Genomic DNA, 22,307 nt, shown 5'->3' on the forward strand with positions numbered 1-22,307 from the left:
ACGGATGCTGTGTTCCTCGTCGTCCGTCGCCGTCTGCCGTCGTGCTCCGTCTTGCCGTTCCCGGTTCTCCGCGGCGCTCCCGCACCGTCTTGCCGCCGCTCGGCGGCCGTACGGGCCCGCCGCCCGGCCCCTCCCGGCGGCGTACGGCCGGAGAAGGGGTGCGCACAGTAAACGCCACTCTCCGCACATCGCGCTATACGGAGGGCGAGACTCGGGGCATGGTTCAGGCCATGGGGGCCGGGGCCCGGCGGGCTCCGGCCCGCCGCGGTGGGGACACTGGTCCCCGGCGGCGGAACGTGCCGGTGGAAGCGGCCCCCTGCCCGCCGCCCCGACGAAGGAGTGACACGCCATGTCCGCAGCAGTGCCGCCCCCGCCCGCCGTCGTCACCGGCGCCGGTCCCGCCCGGACGCCCGACGAGCACCGAGGGCGCCACGGGGAGGTCCTCACCGATGCCGCCCTCGCCTTCCTCGGCGAGCTGCACCACCGGTTCACCCCGCGCCGCGACGAACTGCTGGTCCGCCGGGCCGAGCGCCGCGCCGAGATCGCCCGCACCGGCACCCTGGACTTCCAGCCCTCCACCGCCCACGTCCGCGAGGGCGACTGGCGGGTGGCGCCGGCCCCCGAGGCGCTCCGGGACCGCCGGGTGGAGATCACCGGTCCGGTCGACCGCAGGATGACGGTCAACGCCCTCAACTCCGGCGCCCGCGTCTGGCTCGCCGACTTCGAGGACGCCTCCGCCCCCACCTGGGGCAACATGGTCGGCGGCCAGATCAACCTGATGGACGCCCACCGCCGCCGCATCGACTTCACCGCTCCCGGGGGCAGGCGCTACGAGCTGCGGCCCGACGAGGAGCTGGCCACCGTCGTGGTACGGCCGCGCGGCTGGCACCTGGACGAGCGCCGTCTGCGGGTCGGCGACCGCGCCGTGCCCGGCGCGCTGGCCGACTTCGGGCTGTACTTCTTCCACAACGCCCGCCTGCTGCTGGAGACGGGCCGGGGCCCGTACTTCTACCTGCCCAAGCTGGAGTCGCACCTGGAGGCGCGGCTGTGGAACGACGTCTTCGTCTTCGCCCAGGACTACTGCGGCATCCCCCGGGGCACCGTCCGCGCCACCGTGCTGATCGAGACGATCACCGCCGCGTTCGAGATGGAGGAGATCCTCCACGAGCTGCGCGACCACGCCTCCGGTCTCAACGCGGGCCGCTGGGACTACCTGTTCTCCATCGTCAAGAACTTCCGGGGCGCCGGTGAGCGGTTCGTGCTGCCCGACCGCGACGCGGTGACCATGACCGCGCCCTTCATGCGCGCCTACACCGAGCTGCTGGTGCGCACCTGCCACAGGCGCGGGGCCCACGCCATCGGCGGCATGTCCGCCTTCATCCCCGACCGCCGCGACCCGCAGGCCAACGAGCGGGCCTTCGCGAAGGTCAGGGCCGACAAGGACCGCGAGGCGGGGGACGGGTTCGACGGCTCCTGGGTGGCCCACCCCGATCTGGTGCCCGTCGCGCGGGCGTCCTTCGACGCGGTGCTCGGCTCCCGGCCGCACCAGAAGGACCGGCTGCGCGAGGACGTGCGCGTCACCGCCGCCGACCTGCTCGCCGTCGACTCCCTGGAGGCCGTACCCACCCGCGAGGGGCTGGTGGGCGCCGTCCGGGTCGGTATCCGGTACATCGAGGCATGGCTGCGGGGCCAGGGCGCCGTGGCGATCTTCGGGCTGATGGAGGACGCCGCCACCGCCGAGATCTCACGCTCCCAGATCCGGCAGTGGGTCGACGCCGGTGTGGTGCTGGACACCGGGGAGGAGGTCACCCCCGAGCTGGTGCGCTCGCTGGCCGCCGAGGACCTGGCGGACATCCGCGCCGGGCTGGGCGAGGAGGCGTACGCGGCGGGCAGGTGGCGGCAGGCGCACGACCTGCTGCTGCGGGTGGCGCTGGACGAGGACTTCGCGGAGTTCCTGACCCTGCCCGCGTACGAGCTGCTGGGCTGAGCGGCACCGGGTGCCGGGACGCGGAGCTGCCGGGGGAATATGACCGGAAGTCGCCCCTCCGGTCCGCCGCGGGACGCCGCGGCCGTGCGAACCCGTTCCCGGCGGGCGTGTCCGTCGGGGACGATGAGCCCGCGAACCCCTCGCCCCCGCGGCCCTTGGAGCCTTAGGCCCTTGGACCCGACCGACCGACCGTCCGACCGTCCGACCGTCCGACCGTCCGACTGGAGCCGAGATTGGCAGAGACCGTGCCGGTGCGGTGCCCCCAGTGCCGTCGTGAGCACCCCTACATCGTCCCCTCCTATCCGTGCCGCTGCGGCGCCCCCGTGGCGCCCGCGCTGCTGCGCGGCGGGATTCCCGTACGGATCCGGCACCGTGTGTGGGCCGACTCCTGGCTGACGCTGCGCTGCTCCGCCTGCGGGCGGTACGACGAGTGGCCCCGGCCGGAACTGGGCTGCCCGTGCGGCGCGCTGCTGCGGCCTCCCCTCGCCGAGCCCCCCGCCGAGCCCCCCGCCCAGTCCTCCGGTGCGGCCTTCCCCTCCGCCGTGGCCGCCGGCGGGGAGGCGGCGGACGCGCCTTCGCCGGGGGCGGCCCGCGGGCGGCCCGACTTCCAGCCGGTCGCCATCCGCACCGCCCGGGACGTGGTGACGGCCGCCGCGCTCTTTCTGGACTGGCTGGGCTTCGAGCGGGTGCGCCCCGTGGCCGGTGCCCATCCGGTCCCGGGTGTCGATCTGCGCGGGCCCGAGGTCCTGGCCCGGGTGGATCCCACCACCGCGCCGACCGGGCCGGACGCCGTCGAGACGCTGTGGCTGCACGGCCTCAACGAGTCGGCGGTGGCCGTCTGCTTCTCCCTGGCCGGCTACACCCGCCAGGCCCTCGACCGCGCGGAAAGCCTCGGCCTGCCGCTCTTCACGCTGGATCTGGCGGGCACTCCGCAGCCGGTCGGCGAGGCGGCGCACGCACTGCTGGGCACCGGCGGCCCGCGCCGGCCTCCGACGGAGTCGAGCTAATCAAGTTTGACCACCAAGGTGGCGGGCGCTACTCTTCCCGCAACTAGTCAAATTTGATGAATGGAGAGTCTTGCCGAAGAACACCGAGATCGCCGCGGCCCTGACCGGCTACACCCCGACCGAGGAGGAACTGCGGAGCGTGGAGGAGTGGTTCGCCTCCTACGACGAGCTCGCCTCCCGCCCCACCCCGGAGAACATCGAGCGCATGGCCGACATGGCCGTCTTCCCGCTCAACCTGGTGACCGACGGCTCCGACGGCGACGCCCGGACGGACCAGTGGGACCGGCGGCGTTACACCGGGACGATGAGCGCGGTGATGGGCGGCGCGGAGGACGAGGGGGTCCGCTTCGAGTCGGCACGCACCCCGTTCTTCCTCTCCTCCTGCCTCGTCGTGGTGTTCACCGACTCGGTGATGACGGCGGGAGGCGAGGAGCACCGCATGCGCTACGCCGACGTCCTGGTGCGCCGGGGCGGCGTCTGGCGCTTCCAGACGATGATCCAGAGCGGCTGGGCCGAGATGATGGAGGAGCGACGGGACTGACGGCGCCCCCTCGGCGCCGGGCCGGTGCCGGACCGGACGGTCGTCCGGCCCGGCACCGGCCGGCTCGCCTACGCCCCTCCCGTGCCGCCCACCGCGAAGTGGACGAGGAACACCGCCGTCAGCAGCCACATGAGCACCCCCGGTTCGCGCCAGCGCCCCACCGCCGTGCGCACGGCCGTGTAGGCGATGACGCCGGCGCCGATGCCGGTGGTGATCGAATAGGTGAAGGGCATCAGGACGACGGTGAGGAAGACGGGGATCGCCGTCGTGCGGTCGGTCCAGTCCACGTACCGGGAGTTCTGCATCATCATCGCGCCGATGACGACCAGCGCGGCGGAGGCCACCTGGCCGGGCACGATCAGCGCCAGCGGGGTGAACAGCAGCGCCGCCGCGAACAGCAGCCCGGTGACGACGGCGGACAGCCCCGTACGCGCGCCCTCGCCCACGCCCGTGGCCGACTCGATGAAGACCGTCTGGCCCGACGCGCTCGCCACTCCGCCCACCACCCCGCCCGCGCCGTCCACCAGCAGTGCCCGGCCCAGCCCCGGCATCCGCTCCCGCTCGTCGGTGAGGCCCGCCTCGTGGCCGACGGCGATGATGGTGGCCATCGCGTCGAAGAACCCGGCCAGCACCAGAGTGAAGACGATCATGGTGAAGCCGGTGACGCCCAGTCCCGCCAGACCGCCGATCTCCACGTTCCCCAGCAGGCCGAAGTCGGGGGCGGAGACCAGTCGTTCGGGGAGCTCGGGCACGGCGCCGCCCCACTCCTGGCCGCCGATGCCGAAGGAGGCGGTGACGGCCATCGAGAAGGCGGTGCCGACGGCGATGCCGATCAGGAGGGCGCCGGGCACCCCGCGGGCCAGCAGCATGAAGATCAGCAGCAGGGTGACGCAGAAGGCCAGCACCGGCCAGCCGGCCAGTCGGCCGCCCTGGCCGAGGGTGACCGGGGAGCCCGGTTCGCCCAGACCGACGAAGCCCGCGTTGACCAGGCCGACCATCGCGATGAACAGGCCGATGCCGATGGTGATGGCGTGTTTGAGCGCCGTCGGGATGGCGTTCATGATCCGCTCGCGCATCCCGGTGACCACCAGCAGGATGATCACCGATCCGTAGACCACGCACATCCCCATCGCCTGTGGCCAGCTCACCTCGGGGGCGACCTGGGTGGCCAGCACGCCCGAGACGCCCAGCCCGGCGGCCAGCGCCAGCGGAGCACGGCCGACCACGCCCATGGCGACGGTGGTGACGGCCGCGGCCAGCGCGGTCGCGGTGATCACCTCGGCGGCCTCCAGCCGGTTCCCGTAGCGGTCGGGGACGGACAGCAGCACGGGGTTGAGCAGCAGGATGTACGCCATCGCCATGAAGGTGGTGACACCGCCGCGCACCTCCCGCGCGACCGTGGACCCGCGCCGGGAGATGTGGAACCAGCGGTCCACGCGCGACCCCCCGGAGGGCGGGGGGCCGACCGCCCGGGGGTCCTCGGGCGGCTCGGGCGGCCCGGGCGGCCCGGGGCCTTCGGGGCCTCTCCGGCTCATGGGGCGCTCAGGCGCTCGGCGCCGGCGGCGAGCGCCGCCTCCCGGTCGGCGGGGCACGGGAAGTCCACGTCGTCGGCTCTTCTCGGTCGGTCGCGGGGTCCCCCCGTCGGCCCCCGGCGGGGTCCGGTGCCGGGCGGGAGTGCGAGGGATCGGGCGGCTACACCCGTGTTACACCGCACTCCCCGGGCGGAACGACTCGTCGCCCGGCCGGTGCGGTCACCGGCGGCACGAAGCACCCGTACGGCCCACGCGCGGGTCTTGTAGATTCGAACGAAGGCCCGTGCGGTCCGGGACGCGGTACGCGCGCCCCGCACACCGGCGGTACGGCACCAGCGGTACGGAAGAGATCGGCGGAAGACGACGATGCGGTTGCGCGCACTCCTGGACAGCCCCTGGCTGGGGCTGCGGCTCCTGAGCGGCGAGGAGGGGCTCGACCGACCGGTGCGGGGCGTGATGACCACCGACCTGCGCGACCCGAGCCGCTATCTGTCGGGCGGTGAGCTGGTCCTGACGGGGCTGGCCTGGCGGCGCGGGCCCGAGGACTCCGAGCCGTTCGTCCGCATCCTGGCCGCCGCGGGCGTGGCCGCGCTGGCGGCGGGCGAGGCTGAGCTGGGCCCGGTGCCCGGGGATCTGGTGGCGGCCTGCGCACGGCACCGGATGCCGCTGTTCTCGGTGGACGAGAAGGTCGCCTTCGCCACCGTCACCGAGCATGTGGTGCGGCAGGTGTCCGGCGAGCGGGCCGGCGATCTGGCCGCCGTGGTGGAGCGGCACCGGCGGCTGATGTCCCCGGACCCGGCGGGCGGCGGTCCGGACGCGGTGCTGGACCTGCTGGGCTCCGATCTGGACCTGCGGGCGTGGGTGCTCTCCCCCGCCGGCCGCCCGGTCGCAGGGGACGGCGCGGAGCGGCTGCCGGCCGCCGTCCGCACCCGTCTGGCGGGCGAGCACCTGGCGGCGGTGCGGGCGGGGCGCCCCGGCCCGTACCGCGCGGTGGCCGGCGAGACGGTGTACTCGCTGTTCCCGGTGGGCGGCCCGTCGGCCGGTGCGGGGGCCGACCCCCGCCAGGCGGTGCTGTCTGCGCTGTCGGGCTGGCTGCTGGCGGTGGAGGCCGACGCGGACGAGTGGCCGGCCGAGCGGCTGGACCTGCTGCACGGCGTCACCCAGCTGATCGCGGCCGAGCGCGAGCGGCGGGACGCCGCCCGCTCGGTGGGCCGCCGCCTGGCCGGGGAGGTGCTGGAACTGCTGCGCTCCGGCGCGCCGTCGGCCGAGGTCGCCGCCCGGCTGCGGATGACGGCCCCCGCGCTGCTGCCCGGGGCCGGGGCCGCGTCCCTGTGGCAGGTGGTCGTCGCCCGGCTGGACTGGGAGGGTGGCCCCGGCCTGTCCGAGGACGAACGGGCCCGGGCCGCCGGGGCCCTGCTGGAGGAGGCGCTGGCCGGCCCGGCCGGCGGCCGGGACGCGGCGGACCGGGTCGCGGTGGTGACGGCCGGCGGGGAGGCCGTCGCGCTCGTCCCGCTCGCGGCGGCTCCCCGGCAGGAGACCGCCGAGGAGACCGGTGGGGAGACCGGGCCGCCCGCCGGGACCGAGGGCGCGTTCGCGGCCACCCCCCTGCTGGATGCCCTGCGGGCCCCGCTGGAGCGCGGCCTGGGCGGCCTCGGCGGACCCGAGGGACGGCTGACCCTGGGCGTCAGCGCCGCCGTCCACTCGGCCGAGGGTCTGCACGGGGCGCTGGAGGAGGCCCGCCACGCCCGGCGCGTGGCCGCCGCCCGGCCGGGGCGGGTCTGCGCGGCCGGGCACGAGGAGCTGGCCTCGCACGTCCTGCTGCTGCCCTTCGTGCCCGACGACGTGCGCCGCGCCTTCACCGCCCGGCTGCTGGACCCGCTGTACGAGTACGACCGGCGCCACCGCGCCGAACTGGTGCCCACCCTGGAGGCGTTCCTCGCCTCCGACGGCTCCTGGACGCGCTGCGCCGCCCACCTCGGCCTGCACGTCAACACCCTGCGCTACCGGGTGGGCCGCATCGAGCGGCTCACCGGCCGCGACCTGTCCCGGCTGGAGGACAAGGTGGACTTCTTCCTCGCCCTGCGCATGCGCTGAGCACCCGCCCGAGCCGACCCGGCCAGGTCCCCCGTCCTACGCTGTAAGGGTGTACGCGCGCAGGCGGCGCCGCTATTTCGCGCTGATGGGGCTGTGCCTGGCCCTCTTCGTCGGCGCGTGGGCCTTCGTGCGCCTGTGGTCGGTCCCGCTGGCGATCGCGATGTGTGTGGTGGCCATGGTCATCCCGCCGGTCGCGGCGGTCGTCGCCAACCGGCGGGAGCCGGACGACCGCTGGTGGGACGAGTGACCGCGACGGTCGGCGACGCATGCCGTCCGGGGTGTGTCAAGAGCTGACCAAGATTGTGAAACCGTTCACACTTACCTCTTGGCGGGGCCCCGGTGTTCGTGCTGGGATTCGCTCACATCCGGCTCGACGGCGCGCTTGGTTGGGGAGGGCACTGTGGCGGAGACCGCCATGTCACGTTCGGTACGGCTGGAGGGTTCGGGATCGGGTGCGGGGTCGGGGCCGGGCGCTGACGCGGAGGGCGGTCCGCTCGACCACGCGGTGTGGCGGCTGAGGTCGCGCGGCTGCTGGGAGGACGCGGCGGCGCTGCTGGAGCCGGGAGTGGCGCGGGACGACGCCTCGGCGGCGCTGCGGCGGGCGGGACTGCTGGTGGAGCGCTGCATGTTCACCGCCGACGGCTGGGAGCGCGCCGAGGAGGCGCTGCGGGTGGCCGAGGCCCTGGCGGCGACGGACGAGGAGCGGGGTGCGGCCGCCTGCGAGCGCGGTCATCTGGCCTACGCCGCGACGGTGCTGGCCGTACGCGACCGGGCCGACGAGGCCCGTGCCGCGCTGGGCCGGGCCGCCGCCCTGCTGCCGCCCGACTCCTCCCGGCGGGCGATGCTGGACTTCCGGCGGGGCCTGATGACCGAGCGCTTCGGGGACAGCCCCCAGGCTGCGCGGGCGGCGTACCGCCGGGCGCACGCCGCCGCCACCGCCCAGGGGGACGCGCTGCTGTGCTCCTTCACCTGGCGGCATCTGGCCGGGCTGGCCCTGCGCGGCGGTGAGCTCACCGAGGCGCGGCACGGTTTCGCCGAGTCGCTGCGGCTGCGGGAGGAGCTGGGTTACCTGGTGGGCATGGCGCCGGCCCTGGTGTCCCTGGCGGACGTCCGGCCGGAGCCGGAGGCGGAGCGGCTGCGGGCCGAGGCACGGCGGCTGTTCCGCCTGCTGGGCGGGGTGCCGAGCTGGCTGGCCGGCCGGCTGGCCGAGGAGGGCGGTCAGCGGTCCCCGGCTCCTGCTCCTGCTCCTGCTCCTGCTCCTGCTCCTGCTCCTGCTCCTGCTCCTGCTCCACCCTCGGCGGGGGATCGCACGGAGTGACGCGCGCCACTCGTGCGGACGGGCATTGCACCGGCACCGATCATGTGAGCTAAGGTAAGCCTTACCTGTTATAGCCGTCGATTCGGTGGTACCCGCATGGCCATGTGCACCCTCGCCCCCGCGCCCGAGACGCCCGCCGCGTCGCCGCTGGCCGCGGCCTACGACCGTCTGGCCGAGGTCTTCCCCGGCCTGCGGGTCACCGAGGTGCGGGAGGCCGGTGAACTGCCGCGCGGCGGCGGCTGGGTGCGGGCCGCGGAGCTGGCCGAGGGCGGGGCCGTTCTGGACGCCTTCCTGGCCTGGGACGACGAGCAGGTACGGCGCGACTACGGCGAGCGGGCCCGGCCCGATGTGGTCGCCGGTTTCGGTCTGCACCGCTACGCCTGGTCGGTCTGCCTGCTGGTGACGCTCCCCTGGTTCCTGCACCGCCGGGTGCCGCGCCTCCCGGTGGGCTCGGTGGCCTACGACCGCGCCTCGGGCCGGATGGCGGTGTGCGCCGAGGAGTTCTCCTGCCTGCCCGGCGATCCGGCCGCCGCCCTGCCCGGCGCCCGTGTCGTCCACGGCGATGAGGCGCTGCGGGCGGCCGTGCGGGAGTCGGTGGCCGAGCACCTCGGCCCCCTCCTGGAGGCGTTCGGGCCGCGCATGCGCCGCGGACCGCGCGCGCTGTGGGGCATGGCGACGGACGAGATCACCGAGGGCCTGTGGTACATCGGTCATCTGCTGGGCGAGGAGCGGCGCGCGATGGCCGAGACCGAGCTGCTGCTGCCGGGCTCGGTCGCCCCGTTCCCCCGGGGCGCCGCCTTCCGTGAGCTGTCCGGGCCGGACGGCGAGAGGTACCCCACCCGGGACCGGGCGAGCTGCTGCATGTTCTACACGCTGCGCCCGCGGGACACCTGCGTCACCTGCCCGCGCACCTGCGACGCCGACCGGGTGGAGCGGCTGAGCGCCGCGCGCGCCTGATCCACCGCCCCTCCTCGCGCCGGGGAGCACCCGGTCCGGGCGGGCGGGGCGGGCGGAGTGGACTCCCTTCGGGATTCGAGCATCCGGCCGGTAACCGGCAGCGATTGCGGCTCGCTACACTCCTGTTCGCACGTTCTGGCCACCATCGGCGGTTTTTTGGGCCCAAAGGGCCTGCCACACAATCTTTTTTCCGCCAGGATGCTGCGGGTCAACGAAGCCAACGCGAGCACGGCGGGGCCGTCTTGACGGCATGCCGCCAGGCAGGGGACACCCCCGGATGAGACTGACGGACATATCGATGAACTGGGTGCTGGCGGGTGCCGTACTGCTCGTCGGCGCCCTGGTCGCGGTCGTGCTGATGGGCCGCGGAAGCGGACGCCACAGGACCGACGAGGACCAGGGGGCGGACTCCTGGGAGCGCATGGAGGAGCGCCGCCGCCGCAAGGAGACGGTCTACGCCATCGCCTCCTACGTGCTGCTGTTCTGCTGCGCGGGCGTCGCCGCCGCGCTCTCCTTCCACGGCCTGGTGGGATTCGGCCGGGAGAACCTCGGTTTGTCGGGGGGCTGGGAGTTCCTGGTCCCCTTCGGCCTGGACGGCGCGGCGATGTTCTCCGCCGTCATCGCCGTGCGCGAGGCCAGCCACGGTGACGCCTCCCTCGGCTCGCGGCTGCTGGTGTGGCTCTTCGCGGGCGCCGCGGCGTGGTTCAACTGGGTGCACGCCCCGCGCGGCGACGAGCACGCGGGCGCCCCGCAGTTCTTCGCGGGCATGTCGATCGCGGCGGCCATCCTCTTCGACCGGGCGCTCAAGCAGACCCGGCGCGCCGCCCTGCGCGAACAGGGCCTGGTGCCGCGTCCGCTGCCGCAGATCCGGGTGGTGCGCTGGCTGCGCGCCCCGCGCGAGACCTACGCCGCCTGGTCGCTGATGCTGCTGGAGGGCGTGCGGACGCTGGACGAGGCGGTCGACGAGGTCCGCGAGGACCGCCGCCGCAAGGAGGAGGAGCGCGCCCGCAAGCGCGAGCAGCGGAAGCTGGAGCGGGCCCGGCTGCGGGCGATCAGCCGGCTGGGCCGCGGCGCCGACGCGCAGCAGGTGGAGCTGGAGGTCAGCGCGGGCTCCCCGCAGCCCGCGCGGCCGCGCGCCGCGCTGGGGGCCGCCTCGGACGACGCCGGCGGCGGCACGCTGGGCGCGGACGGACTGGGCGCGGACGGACTGCGCAAGGTGGACCCGCCCCGCCCGGCGGACGCGTTCGGCTCCGAGGAGAGTCTGACCAGCCCCCGGCTGGACTCGCTGGAGGCCAAACTCGCCGCCATCGAGAAGCAGTTCGGCTGACCTTCCCGGCTCTCCCCCCGCGGCCGCCGCGGCCGGTTCCCACCGGCCGCGGCGGCCGTCCCCGTCGGCGCCCCCGGCGGCTCGCGGCGGCACGGCCGCTCACGGCACGGAGGCCCGCAGCGCCCTCACGGTGCTCTCAGCACCCCTTCGAGGGTCAGCAGCAGCTTCTTGCGCTCCAGCCCGCCCGCGTATCCCGTCAGCGATCCGCTCGCGCCGATGACGCGGTGGCAGGGACGCACCACCATCAGCGGGTTGGCGCCCACCGCTCCCCCGACGGCCCGCACCGAGCGCGGCTCCAGGCCCGCCATGGCGGCCAGTTCGCCGTAGGTGACGGTGGCTCCGTAGGGGATGCGCTCCAGGGCGGCCCACACCCGCTCGCGGAACTCCGACCCCTCGGTGGCCACGGTGAGGTCGAACTTCTTCAGCTCCCCGGCGAAGTAGGCGTCGAACTGCCGCACCACATCGGCGAAGGCCGCGTCGTCGCGCCGCCGGCCGGGCGGCACACGGGCACCGCCCTTCTGGCCGGGCACGCTGACCGAGGCCACCACGCCGGGCCCGGGGCCGGCGATCAGCAGCTCGCCCAGCGGGCTGGGGCAGGTGGTGTAGAGGGTGGTCATCGCTTCTCCGCGTTCTCGGTCTCGGTCTCGGTCCCGGTCCCGGTCCCGGTCTCGGCCGGGGGCGGGGCCGGGGGCGGGGGCGGGGGCGGGGTGAGGGTGGCGTTCCACAGGTGGTGCAGGGCGTAGGAGCGCCAGGGGCGCCAGCGTCCGGCGTCCGGCACGCGGGCTCCGATCCGCTCCAGCCCGTGCCGCACTCCCGCGTCGCCGGCCAGGAAGACGTCGGGGTCGCCCAGCGCGCGCATCCGGACGTAGCCGGCCGTCCACGGGCCGATGCCGGGCAAGGCGAGCAGGGCCCGCTCGGCCTCGTCCCGGTCGGCTCCGGGGTCGAGGACGAGGGCGCCGTCGGCGAGGGCGGCGGCGACCGCACGCACCGCCCGGCGGCGGGAGCCGGGCATGCGCAACTCCTCCAGGGGCGCCCCGGCGAGGGTTCCGGGGTCGGGGAAGAGGTGGGTGAGGCTGCCGTCGGGGGCGGGCAGCGGCTTGCCGTACGCCGCCACGAGCACGCCCGTCAGCGTACGGGCCGCGCCCACGGTGACCTGCTGGCCGAGTACGGCGCGCACCGCCGCCTCGTGCGGGTCGGACGCGCCCGGCGAGCGCAGCCCCGGCAGCCGGTGGACCAGGGGGCCGAGCAGCGGGTCGCAGCCCAGCCGGTCGGCGACGGCGTACGGGTCGGCGTCCAGGTCGAACAGCCGCCGCATCCGCTGCACGGCGGTGGTCAGGTCCCGCAGGTCGGCCAGGCGCAGCCGGCACGGCAGCCAGCCGCCGCACCCGCCGCCGCCCGCCTCGTCCGCCCTCTCCCGGACCTCCGCGACGCCGTGGCCGTGGGGCAGGGCGAGGGTGCGCCGGTAGGTGCGGGCGCCGGTCTCCCCGGTGACCTCCTCGACGCCGGGGACGGCCCGCCGCTGGAGGAAGCCGAAGACCTCCGCGGCGGCGTACGGGCCCCGGTGGGCCAGCCGCAACTCCACTCCCCCGCCCCCGGCCGCCTCCCCGGCCGCCGCCCGGGGCCGGGTCGCCGCCCTGGCGCGGCCGCGGGCGCGCAATTCGCGCGGGGTGCAGGCGTGGGCCTCGCGGATGGTGTCGTTGAACTGCCGCACGCTGGCGAAGCCGGAGGCGAAGGCGATCTCGGTGACCGGCAGCGCGGTCGTCTGGAGCAGCACCCTGGCGGTGTGCGTCCGCTGGGCGCGGGCCAGGGCGACGGGGCCGGCGCCCAGGTCCGCGGTGAGCCGCCGGTGTATCTGGCGGGCGCTGTAGCCCAGCCGGCGGGCGAGCCCCTCGACGCCCTCGCGGTCCACGACACCGTCGGCGATCATCCGCATCGCGCGGCCGGTGAGATCGGCCCGCGCGTTCCACTCGGCCGATCCCGGCACGGCGTCGGGCCGACAGCGGCGGCACGCCCGCAGACCGGCCCGCTGGGCGGCGGCGGCCGAGGGGAAGAACCGCACGTTGCCCCGCTTGGGGGTGACCGCCGGGCAGCTGGGGCGGCAGTAGATGCCGGTGGTGAGCACACCGGTGAAGAAGACGCCGTCGAACCGCTCGTCACGGCTGCGGACCGCCTCGTACCTGGCCTCGTCGTCCATCACGCGATCCAGTGTGCGCCGCGCGGCCGTCCGCCACTGGCGGAAATCGGACGCGGCGGTGAAGCCTGCCCTCACCTTCCAGGGGCGCGGACCTCCCATCCCAGTGCCCGCGCGGCGCCCTGGCGCCGCGCGGGCACGGCGGCCGTCGGTGTCACGGGAGGCGCTGGAGCAGGCCCCAGGTGAACTCCGCGATCACCTCGTGCCGCCTTCCCGCCCGGTCCGGGGCGGTGAAGGCCAGCCGCCACCGGGTGGGCGCCGAGCCCTCCATCGGGCGGGCGGGCGCGAAGGCGCGGGCGACCTCGTCCACCGTGCACGTCCACGGCAGCAGGTCCTCCACCGTGCGCGGCTCGGGGCCGGGTGCCCCCGGAGCGCGCACCAGCCACTCGTTCCACACCGATCCGCCCGGCGCGGTCAGCACCTCCAGACGCAGGTCCGGCCACAGCGGCAGCGGCCAGCGCAGCGCCCGGCAGTCCAGGTCGCCCACCCGGCGCGGCTCGTCCGTCTCCGGCTCGCCGAGCACCGAGCGGTACCGGGCCGCCGCGCCGCGGGAGCGCGGTGAGCGGCCGGCGGCCTGCCAGCGGCGGTTGGCCTCGCGCATCTCGGCTCGGTCGGCGCCCAGCGCGCGCAGCGCGTCGAGCACCAGGTCCGGCTGGAAGTCGGCCATCCGGCGCAGCAGGACGAGCTGGAACTGCCGGGGGCCGAACGGCTGGGCGGGGGCGTCGCTGCGGGTGGGCACGGGGCGACGTTAGCAACCGGCTTCCGCCGCCCCGTGCCCGCAGTGCCCGCAGTGCCCGCCTCGTGCGGGGCGGCGAGGGTCAGCGCGGGCCGCGTTTGCGCTCCGCCATGTGGCGGCCCAGCGCCTGCTTCCGCTTCCAGTCGCGCCGCAGCTCCGCCCGCAGCCGGGCGTCGGTGCGGGCCGCGAGGTACTGGTTCTCGCGCAGCAGCTTGCGGTAGCTGTCCAGTCGGCGCGGCGACAGGGCTCCGTCGTCGACGGCGGCCAGAACGGCGCAGCCCGGCTCGGCGGTGTGCGCGCAGTCGTGGAAGCGGCAGGCGCGCGCCAGCTCCTCGACGTCCGCGAAGGCCCGGCCGACGCCCTCCTCGGCGTCCCACAGCCCGACGCCGCGCAGCCCCGGGGTGTCGATGACGACTCCGCCGCCGGGCAGCGCGAACAGCTCGCGGGTGGTCGTGGTGTGCCGGCCCTTGCCGTCGCTCGCGCGGGTCTCGCGCACCTCCAGCGCATCCTGCCCGATCAGCGCGTTGACCAGGGTGGACTTGCCTGCCCCGGACTGCCCGAGCAGCACGGCGGTGCCTCCGCCGAGCACGGCGGCGAGCACGTCCAGCCCTTCGCCGGTGAGCGCGCTGACGGGCAGCACCGTCACGCCGGGCGCCGAGGCCTCGGCGTCGGCCGCGGCATGGGCGGCGTCCGGGGCCAGATCGGTCTTGGTGAGGGCCACCAGCGGCTGGGCCCCGCTCTCCCAGGCCAGCGCGAGGAAGCGCTCCAGCCTTCCGGGATCGAGCGGGACGGCCAGTGAGACGGCGACGACGGCGTGGTCGACGTTGGCGGCCAGCACCTGCCCCTCGGATCGCCTGGAGGAGGTGGAGCGCACGAAGGCGGTACGGCGGGGCAGCAGGGCCCGGACCGTCCACGGCGTCCGGCGCCCGCCGGGTTCGAGGGCGGCCCAGTCACCGGTGCAGACGGTGAGCAGCGGGTCCGGGGAGACGACGGGCGCGATGCCGGCCCGTACGGGGCCGTCGGCGGTGAAGGCGTCGCACCGCCCGCGGTCCACGCGGACCACGCGGGCGGGGGTCAGGCCCCGGCGCCCGTACGGGGCGAAGGCCTCGGCGGTGTGCTCGTCCCAGCCGTAGGGGGCGAGCGGGTGTTCGGAGTGTGCGGGGTGTTCGGGGTGTGCGGGTACGTCGAGAGGACTCAACGCGGATGCCCTTCCGGGAAGGGCGGCCCCGGGGCGGTGGCCCGGAGGACGGGCCGGATGTGGTCAGCCGGAGGCCGCGGAGGTGGAACGGACGGACTCGTTGCCGCGGGTCGCGCCCGCGGCGGCGGCGTCGGCAGCCATGGGGCCCACCTCCCGTTCCCGGATCGTCGACGGCTTCCCCGGGGCCGTGTCGATCAAGGTCGATCAGGCCCCTCCAGGGCCTTTCGGGCCCTCGCGGCGACGACCCTAGGGCGGCGGGCGGCCCCCGCGCCACCGGTTTTCCCGGCCGTCCTCACCCGTCTGGAGGAATCTCACGGGTCACAGAGACAGAAGCGCCCCCCGGGGAGACATACGCGGTCATTTGGTGGAAAATTGCAGCATAAGGGTGAAAGTGTCCTAGAGGAGGTGGCTCAGATGGCCACACCGACGTCACGCATCGAGGAACACCCTGACCTCATCGGAATGCGTGCACGCTACGCGGAGGCGTCGGCGACACCGACGGCGCAGGGGATGGAGGCGCTGACCGTGCTGGGCGGCGTCTTCCTGCTGGCCTCGCCATGGATCGTGGGGTTCAGCCAGTTCAACGCGCTGACCATCAACAACTTCGTCACCGGCATCGCGCTCGCCGTGATCGGGCTGACGCTCGCGGTCGCCTTCGAGCGGGCGTACGGCCTGAGCATGGCCGTGTGCGTGCTGGGCGCCTGGACGGTGATATCCCCCTGGCTGGTGACCGGTGACGTGGCCACCACCAGGACGGTCCTCACCAACGTGATCACCGGAGGAATCATCTTCCTGCTGGGGCTGGCCCTGCTGGCCGTCGGCAGGAAGGGCGGCAAGGGCAGCCGCGCGCACAAGAGGGGGTGACCCGACCGCACACACGGCACACACGGCGCCCGTCCCCGCGCGGAAGCGGGGACGGGCGCCGCGTCGCGTTTTCCCGGGCCCGTGCGGCTGCGGAGCCGGGCTCAGGGACGGCGGGAACGGCTTTCACCGTCGGCGGCGGCACGCAGCCGCCCGTCGGCGTCCCTGTGGAGCTCGCGGCGTGCCAGCCCGGTGCGGACCGCGTGGCGGTACCGGCCCGGCCCCCAGTAGCGGGCCCGGACCCGGCGTGCCAGTTCGCGCGGACGCGCCGGCCCGTCCTCCCGCAGCGCCCGGGACAGGACCCCGATCTCGCGGTCGACCACAGCGCTGTCGTCGATGACCGTGCGGCTGGTGGTCGGCGGCAGCGTGGACCAGCTTCGCGGGTACAGCGCGGGGTGGCCGGGAGGCGCCGAAGGGCTCGCGGGCCCTCCGGCGCGCTCCTCCCCGGCCGTCGCCTTCCCCGCCTCGTCCTTCCCGGTCCCTTCCTTCCCGGGCTCCTCCCGCGGTCCCCCGCCCTCCTGCGTCCTCTGCTCCTTGGCGTCCTCGACGGACAGCGGCATGGCGATGTCCTCCAGGGCGCGCTGCTCGGCGCGCACCCCGAACAGCGCCTGCACCACTCCGGCCAGCAGCATCACCGCTCCGGCGAGCAGATAGCCGTAGAACACGTTGGTGCGGGATTCGGTGGCGATCAGGTTGCCGAAGAACCAGGGGCCGAAGATCCCCCCGATGGCCGTGGCGATGGCGTAGAAGAACGCGATGACCATGGCGCGGATCTCCAGCGGGAAGGTCTCGCTGACGGTGAGGTAGCCGGAGCTGGCCGCGGCCGAGGCGAAGAAGAAGATGAACACCCAGGCGACGGTCTGCCACACCGCGTTCAGGGTGCCCTCGGCGAACAGCCACCCGGTGCCGACGGTGAGGAGGCCGGAGAGCAGGAACGTGCCGGCGATCATGGGACGGCGGCCGACCCGGTCGAAGAGGCGGCCCAGCAGGACGGGGCCGAGGAAGTTGCCGAGCGCGAAGGGCAGCAGGAACAGGCCCACGTTCTGCGCCTTGACGCCGTAGAACGTGGTGAGCATCAGCCCGTAGGTGAAGAAGACCGCGTTGTACAGGAACGCCTGGGATCCCATCAGGGAGAAACCCACGACGGCCCGTTTGGGGTAGACCTTGAACACCGTCCGGGCGATCTCCACGAAGCCGGTGCTGCGGCGGGCCCGGATCTCCACCGGGTCGCCCTCCGGCTCCTCCAGCCGCTCGCCGGTGTACTTCTCGACCTTCTCCTCGATGCCGGCGACGACGCGTTCGGCCTCGTCCTTCTTCCCGTGGATGATGAGCCAGCGCGGACTCTCGGGGACGAACAGCCGCAGCAGCAGGATGCCCACGGCCAGGATCGCGCCCATGCCGAAGGCCACGCGCCAGCCGATGTCCGACGGGAGCTCCCGCAGGTAGAGGTAGCCCAGTGCGGCGGCGACCCCGGCTCCCAGCCAGTAGGAACCGTTGACCACGAGGGCGACGGTGCCGCGCACCCGGGCCGGCATCAGCTCGTCGATGGCCGAGTTGATCGCCGAGTACTCGCCGCCGATGCCCAGGCCGGTGATGAAGCGGGAGACGGCGAACCAGACGAAGGTGGGAGTGCCGTCGGGCACCCACAGGCCCGCCAGTGAGGTTCCGGTCACGCCCACCAGGTACACGCCCAGGGTGATCAGGAACAGCTTCTTGCGTCCGAAGCGGTCGGTCAGGTAGCCCCACACCAGGGCCCCGGAGATGGCGCCGAAGATGTAGATGGAGGCGGAGCCGGCGACCTGGACGGTGGAGAAGCCGATCGACTCCTTCAGTGAGGCCCCGACGGCACCCTTGACCGTCACCTCCAGTCCGTCGAGGATCCACACCGTTCCCAGGGACAGCACGATGAGCCAGTGCCAGCGGCTCCACGGCAGTCGGTCCATACGCGCCGGAATGCGCGTCTTCACCACTTCGGTGGTGGGAGTGGTCATGTACAAGCCTCCCGGATCGGTCGAAACCGTGTCCGGGTTTCCCCGAGTGCCGGGAATGATGCGGGCGGCGACGGCTCCGGCCCCGCCCCGTGCCGGACGGGGCCGGAGCCGTCGCCGCCCGCCGCCGGGCGTTCACTCCCGGCGGCGGGAGCGCAGCCGGGAGCGTATGTCGGACGGCGGCAGGAACTTCGTCCAGCGCTCGGGGAACTCCGCGGGCGGCTCGACGGCCCCCGCCTCCTCCCCCTCGCCCCCGTCGCCGCCCTCGGCCCCCCGCATCGCGCGCCGTGCCGCCGCCGCGGCGACGACCTCGGCGGCGGCCTGCTCGCGGGCCCGCTCGCTGGCGCGGCGGGCGGCGGCGGTGGTGACCGAGGGCCACACATGGTCGATGGCGGCGTTGACGGCCGCGCCCACCAGGACCGCGAAGGCCGAGACGCCGATCCACAGCAGTACGGCCACGGGCGCGGCCAGTGACCCGTACAGCGTCGGCCCGTCCACCGTGCGCGTGAGGTACAGGCGCAGCGTGAAGCTGCCGGCGATCCACATCAGCAGGGCGACCAGCGCGCCGGGGACGTCCTCCACCCAGGGGGAGCGCACCGGTACCGAGACGTGGTAGAGCGTGGTGAGGAAGGCGATGGAGACGACCACCACCACGGGCCAGTAGAAGATCTCGACCAGCAGCTCCAGTTGCGGCACCCAGCCGACCACCGCGTCCGGCCCGACGATCAGCAGCGGCAGGGCGACCGCGCCCAGCGGCAGCGCGACCAGATACAGCCCGAAGGCCAGCAGCCGGGTGGCGACGATGCCCCGGTGGCCGTCGAGGCCGTACATGACGGTGATGGTGTCTATGAAGACGTTCATCGTGCGCGAGCCGGACCACAGCGCCAGCGCGAAACCGACGGAGATCACGTCGGGCCGCCCGCCCTCGATCACGTCGTCGATCAGCGGTTCCGCGATCTGGCTGACGCCCCGGTCGGACAGGACGGCGGCGGAGGCGTTCAGGATGTTGGCGCGGACGCTGTCGATGGTGTCGGTGCCGATCCAGGCGTCGAGGTAGCCGAGCAGCCCGATCAGGCCCAGCAGCAGCGGCGGCAGCGACAGCAGGGTGAAGAAGGCCGCCTCGGCGGCCAGCCCCAGGATCCGGTACTCCATCGCGGAGTTGACGGTGTCCTTCAGCAGCAGCCAGGCGAGCTTCCGCTTGGGGACGTTGCGGTACAGGGCACGCGCCCTGCGCAGCGGGTTCGAGGAGCTCTTCGGGGGTGAGGGGGCCGGTTGCACGCCCATAACGTATCCGGCCCGGTGACCGCGGCTCACACCGTGGCCTGCCGGTCTCCCGGCGGACCACGCGGCCCGCGCGGCCCGCGCACCGGTGCGGGTGCGGGTGCGGGTGCGTACCGGCCCGGGGCTCACACCGCGTACAGCCCGTGGCCGGCGAAGATCCCGCGGGCCTCGGCCACCTGCTCCGGGGTGGGCACGGGGGTGCCGGCCAGGGGGAAGGTCCTCCCGACGGCCTCCCACTTGGCGGCGCCCAGCTTGTGGAAGGGCAGTACGTCGACGCGGGAGACGTTGCCGAGGGAGGCGGCGAAGGCGGCGACGCCCTCGATGTTGTCGGGCCCGTCGGTCAGGCCGGGGACCAGCACGAACCGTACCCACACCTCGTTGCCCAGCAGTGCCAGGCGGCGGGCGAAGGCCACCGTGGGGGCGATCTCGCCGCGGCCCCCGGTGACCTTCCGGTACAGCCCCGGCTCCCAGGACTTGATGTCCAGCAGCACCAGATCGGTGTCGGCCAGCAGTGCGTCGGATGCGCGGGCGCCGAGGAAGCCGGAGGTGTCCAGAGCGGTGTGCAGGCCCAGTTCGTGCTTGAAGCGGTGCAGCAGTTCTCCGGTGAACACCGGCTGGAGCAGCGGCTCGCCGCCGCTGAGGGTGGCGCCGCCGCCCGCGGCCCGGATGAAGGCGGTGTACTTGCCCGCCTCGGCGACGAGCTCGTCGGCGGTGGTGCGGCGGCCGTGGCGCAGCCGCCAGGTGTCGGGGTTGTGGCAGTACAGGCAGGCCAGCGGGCAGCCGGCGAGGAAGGCGGTGAAGCGGGTGCCGGGGCCGTCCACGCCGGTGGACAGGTCCCAGGAGTGCACCGACCCGGTGACCGGGCGGCGGGTGGCCGCCCCGGCGGGGGTTGCGGCCCCCGCCGGCGCGGTCGCCTGGTAGGTCAGGCGGTCCATCACAGCGCTCCGTGGAAGGTGCGGGCGATGACGTCGAGCTGCTGCTCGCGGGTGAGCTTGACGAAGTTCACCGCGTAGCCGCTGACGCGGATGGTGAGCTGCGGGTACTTCTCCGGGTGCTCCATGGCGTCCACCAGCGTCCGGTGGTCCAGGACGTTGACGTTCATGTGGAAGCCCCCGGCGGCGGTGTAGCCGTCCAGCACCCCGGCGAGGTTCCCGGCGCGCTCGGCCGGGGTGCGGCCCAGGGCGTCGGGGGTGATGGTGTTGGTCAGCGAGATGCCGTCCTCGGCGTCGTCGTAGTCCAGCTTGGCCACCGACAGGGCCGAGGCGATGTAGCCGTGGCGGTCGCGGCCGTTCATCGGGTTGGCCCCGGGGGCGAAGGGGGTGCCGGCACGGCGGCCGTCGGGGGTGTTGCCGGTCTTCTTCCCGTAGACGACGTTGGAGGTGATGGTGAGCACCGACTGGGTGTGGACGGCGCCCCGGTAGGTGGGGTGGCGGCGCACCTTCTCCATGAAGCCGTGCACCAGTCCGCGGGCGATCTCGTCGGCCCGGTCGTCGTTGTTGCCGTAGGCCGGGTAGTCGCCCTCGACCTCGTAGTCGACGGCCAGCCCGGTGGCGTCGCGGATCACCCGCACCCGTGCGTGCTTGATCGCCGAGAGCGAGTCGGCGGCGACCGACAGCCCGGCGATGCCGCAGGCCATGGTGCGCAGCACCTCGCGGTCGTGCAGGGCCATCTCCAGCCGCTCGTAGGCGTACCTGTCGTGCATGTAGTGGATGACGTTCAGGGCGTGGACGTAGGTCCTGGCCAGCCACTCCAGCATCGCGTCGTAGCGCTCGGCGACGGTGGCGTAGTCCAGGTACTCGCCCTCGACCGGGCGGAACCCGCGCACCACCTGCTCGCCGGTGATCTCGTCGCGGCCGCCGTTGATGGCGTAGAGCAGGGCCTTGGCGACGTTGACGCGCGCCCCGAAGAACTGCATCTGCTTCCCCGTGGCCATCGCGGAGACGCAGCAGGCGATGGCGGTGTCGTCGCCGTACTTGGGGCGCATCAGCTCGTCGGACTCGAACTGCAGGGCGCTGGTGTCCACCGCCGTCCTCGCCGCGAACTCCTTGAAGCCCTCCGGCAGCGCCCGCGACCAGAAGACCGTCAGGTTGGGCTCCGGCGCGGGACCGAGGTTGTACAGGGTCCGCAGGGCGCGGAAGGCGGTACGGGTGACCAGCGGGCGGCCGTCCTCGCCGATCCCGGCCAGCGACCAGGTCACCCAGGTGGGGTCGCCGGAGTAGAGCTGGTTGTACTCGGGGGTGCGCAGGAAGCGGACGATGCGGAGCTTGATCACGAAGTCGTCGACCAGCTCCTGGGCGCCGCTCTCGGTCAGCAGCCCGCGCTCGATGTCGCGCTGGAGGTAGACGTCGAGGAAGGCGTCGATGCGGCCGATGGACATGGCCGCGCCGTTCTGCTCCTTCACGGCGGCCAGGTAGGCGAAGTACAGCCACTGGACGGCCTCGCGGCCGGTGGCGGCCGGGCGGGAGACGTCGTACCCGTAGGAGGCGGCCATCTCCTTCAGCTCGCGCAGCGCCCGGATCTGCTCGGCGTTCTCCTCGCGGTCGCGGATGACGTCCTCGGTGGGCCACTGGTCGTCCAGCAGCGCCCGGTCGGCCTGCTTGTCGGCGATCAGCCGGTCCACGCCGTACAGGGCGACGCGGCGGTAGTCGCCGATGATGCGGCCGCGGCCGTAGGCGTCGGGCAGGCCGGTGATGATGCCGGCCGAGCGGCAGGCCCGGATCTCGGGGGTGTAGGCGTCGAAGACGCCGTCGTTGTGGGTCTTGCGGTAGGTGGTGAAGATCTTCTTCACCTCCGGGTCGGGCTCGTGGCCGTAGGCCTTCAGGGCCGCCTCGACCATCCGCCAGCCTCCGATGGGCATGATCGCCCGCTTGAGGGGGGCGTCGGTCTGCAGGCCGACGATCAGGTCCAGGTCCTTGTCGATGTAGCCGGGGCCGAAGGCGGTGATGGTGGAGGGGGTGGCGGTGTCCACGTCGTACACGCCGCGCTCGCGCTCGGCGGGGAACATCGCCAGCAGCTTCTCCCACACGGCGGTGGTGCGGTCGGTGGGGCCGGCGAGGAAGGAGCCGTCGCCCTCGTAGGGGGTGTAGTTGTGCTGGACGAAGTCGCGGACGTCGACGGCGTCCCGCCACAGGCCGCCCTTGAAGCCCTGCCAGGCGCCGGCGTCGGCGCGGGGACCGGTTTCGGTGCGGGCGCCGGTACCGGCGCGGTCCGGCGAGTGGGGGGTCTGCGGCTGCGGAATGGTGGTCATGGCTGGTCTCCCTTGGGGTTGACCCGTGCGGGGCGGTCGGGC

General features: G+C 74.3%; 19 protein-coding genes. 9 read left to right on the forward strand and 10 right to left on the reverse strand.

Going from position 1 to position 22,307, the window contains the following annotated elements:
- Positions 1-349 precede the first annotated feature (349 nt).
- The 3 genes from aceB to CUT83_RS18780 all read left to right on the forward strand — a co-directional run bounded on the left by aceB (position 350) and on the right by CUT83_RS18780 (position 3,535).
- Entirely contained in the window at positions 350-1,987 is a 1,638-nt protein-coding gene (aceB, locus tag CUT83_RS18770) for a malate synthase A (protein ID WP_101257019.1), read from the forward strand.
- A gap of 233 nt (positions 1,988-2,220) precedes the next feature.
- Positions 2,221-2,994 (forward strand): hypothetical protein, encoded by a 774-nt coding sequence (locus CUT83_RS18775; RefSeq protein ID WP_101257020.1) that lies wholly within the window; start codon positions 2,221-2,223, stop codon positions 2,992-2,994.
- Positions 2,995-3,064: 70 nt separating this feature from the next.
- The gene (locus CUT83_RS18780; RefSeq protein WP_240957522.1) at positions 3,065-3,535 is read left to right on the forward strand and encodes a nuclear transport factor 2 family protein; all 471 of its coding nucleotides are present in this window, start codon (positions 3,065-3,067) and stop codon (positions 3,533-3,535) included.
- A gap of 68 nt (positions 3,536-3,603) precedes the next feature.
- Here the strand turns inward: CUT83_RS18780 and CUT83_RS18785 are convergent, their stop codons facing one another.
- The gene (locus CUT83_RS18785) at positions 3,604-5,070 is read right to left on the reverse strand and encodes an NCS2 family permease (RefSeq protein WP_101257021.1); all 1,467 of its coding nucleotides are present in this window, start codon (positions 5,068-5,070) and stop codon (positions 3,604-3,606) included.
- Between the two features lie 363 nt (positions 5,071-5,433).
- On the opposite strand from CUT83_RS18785, the gene CUT83_RS18790 reads away from it, so the two are divergent.
- From CUT83_RS18790 to CUT83_RS18810, 5 genes are all read left to right on the forward strand, one after another.
- Positions 5,434-7,161, forward strand: coding sequence for a PucR family transcriptional regulator ligand-binding domain-containing protein (locus tag CUT83_RS18790; RefSeq protein ID WP_101257022.1), 1,728 nt, complete (start codon positions 5,434-5,436; stop codon positions 7,159-7,161).
- A gap of 49 nt (positions 7,162-7,210) precedes the next feature.
- Positions 7,211-7,408, forward strand: a complete 198-nt coding sequence (locus CUT83_RS18795; protein ID WP_101257023.1) for a DUF3099 domain-containing protein — start codon at positions 7,211-7,213, stop codon at positions 7,406-7,408.
- Between the two features lie 168 nt (positions 7,409-7,576).
- A complete protein-coding gene (locus CUT83_RS18800) occupies positions 7,577-8,479 on the forward strand; it encodes a hypothetical protein (protein ID WP_240957524.1) in 903 nt (300 codons plus the stop codon).
- 102 nt (positions 8,480-8,581) lie between these two features.
- Positions 8,582-9,436, forward strand: coding sequence for a (2Fe-2S)-binding protein (locus CUT83_RS18805; protein ID WP_420882378.1), 855 nt, complete (start codon positions 8,582-8,584; stop codon positions 9,434-9,436).
- Positions 9,437-9,713: 277 nt separating this feature from the next.
- Positions 9,714-10,763, forward strand: coding sequence for a DUF2637 domain-containing protein (locus CUT83_RS18810; RefSeq protein WP_101257025.1), 1,050 nt, complete (start codon positions 9,714-9,716; stop codon positions 10,761-10,763).
- A gap of 125 nt (positions 10,764-10,888) precedes the next feature.
- Here the strand turns inward: CUT83_RS18810 and CUT83_RS18815 are convergent, their stop codons facing one another.
- The 5 genes from CUT83_RS18815 to CUT83_RS31395 form a co-directional block, all read right to left on the reverse strand.
- Positions 10,889-11,380, reverse strand: a complete 492-nt coding sequence (locus CUT83_RS18815; RefSeq protein WP_101257026.1) for a methylated-DNA--[protein]-cysteine S-methyltransferase — start codon at positions 11,378-11,380, stop codon at positions 10,889-10,891.
- Positions 11,377-12,957 carry an AlkA N-terminal domain-containing protein gene (locus CUT83_RS18820; RefSeq protein WP_101257027.1) on the reverse strand — a complete coding sequence of 527 codons (1,581 nt, stop codon included), beginning with the start codon at positions 12,955-12,957 and terminating at the stop codon, positions 11,377-11,379. Before CUT83_RS18820 ends, CUT83_RS18815 begins: the two co-directional genes overlap by 4 nt.
- Positions 12,958-13,108: 151 nt before the next feature.
- Entirely contained in the window at positions 13,109-13,621 is a 513-nt protein-coding gene (locus CUT83_RS18825; protein WP_240957533.1) for a hypothetical protein, read from the reverse strand.
- Positions 13,622-13,772: 151 nt separating this feature from the next.
- Positions 13,773-14,888 (reverse strand): ribosome small subunit-dependent GTPase A, encoded by a 1,116-nt coding sequence (gene rsgA, locus CUT83_RS18830; protein WP_101257029.1) that lies wholly within the window; start codon positions 14,886-14,888, stop codon positions 13,773-13,775.
- A gap of 63 nt (positions 14,889-14,951) precedes the next feature.
- Positions 14,952-15,086, reverse strand: a complete 135-nt coding sequence (locus tag CUT83_RS31395; RefSeq protein ID WP_277347699.1) for a hypothetical protein — start codon at positions 15,084-15,086, stop codon at positions 14,952-14,954.
- 216 nt (positions 15,087-15,302) lie between these two features.
- Between CUT83_RS31395 and CUT83_RS18835 the strand changes: the two genes are divergently transcribed.
- A complete protein-coding gene (locus CUT83_RS18835) occupies positions 15,303-15,752 on the forward strand; it encodes an SPW repeat protein (RefSeq protein ID WP_101257030.1) in 450 nt (149 codons plus the stop codon).
- 101 nt (positions 15,753-15,853) lie between these two features.
- On the opposite strand, the gene CUT83_RS18840 is transcribed toward CUT83_RS18835, so the two are convergent.
- The 4 genes from CUT83_RS18840 to pflB all read right to left on the reverse strand — a co-directional run bounded on the left by CUT83_RS18840 (position 15,854) and on the right by pflB (position 22,265).
- Entirely contained in the window at positions 15,854-17,740 is a 1,887-nt protein-coding gene (locus CUT83_RS18840; RefSeq protein WP_101257031.1) for an MFS transporter, read from the reverse strand.
- Between the two features lie 132 nt (positions 17,741-17,872).
- Positions 17,873-19,015 (reverse strand): YihY/virulence factor BrkB family protein, encoded by a 1,143-nt coding sequence (locus tag CUT83_RS18845; RefSeq protein ID WP_241524808.1) that lies wholly within the window; start codon positions 19,013-19,015, stop codon positions 17,873-17,875.
- 128 nt (positions 19,016-19,143) lie between these two features.
- Positions 19,144-19,953, reverse strand: coding sequence for a pyruvate formate-lyase-activating protein (pflA, locus tag CUT83_RS18850; protein WP_101257033.1), 810 nt, complete (start codon positions 19,951-19,953; stop codon positions 19,144-19,146).
- Positions 19,953-22,265 carry a formate C-acetyltransferase gene (gene pflB, locus CUT83_RS18855; RefSeq protein WP_101257034.1) on the reverse strand — a complete coding sequence of 771 codons (2,313 nt, stop codon included), beginning with the start codon at positions 22,263-22,265 and terminating at the stop codon, positions 19,953-19,955. The genes pflA and pflB overlap by 1 nt, the downstream gene beginning before the upstream one ends.
- Positions 22,266-22,307: the final 42 nt, after the last annotated feature.

Source organism: Streptomyces barkulensis (assembly GCF_002843305.1).
In the GTDB taxonomy this organism is placed as follows: Bacteria; Actinomycetota; Actinomycetes; order Streptomycetales; family Streptomycetaceae; genus Streptomyces; species Streptomyces barkulensis.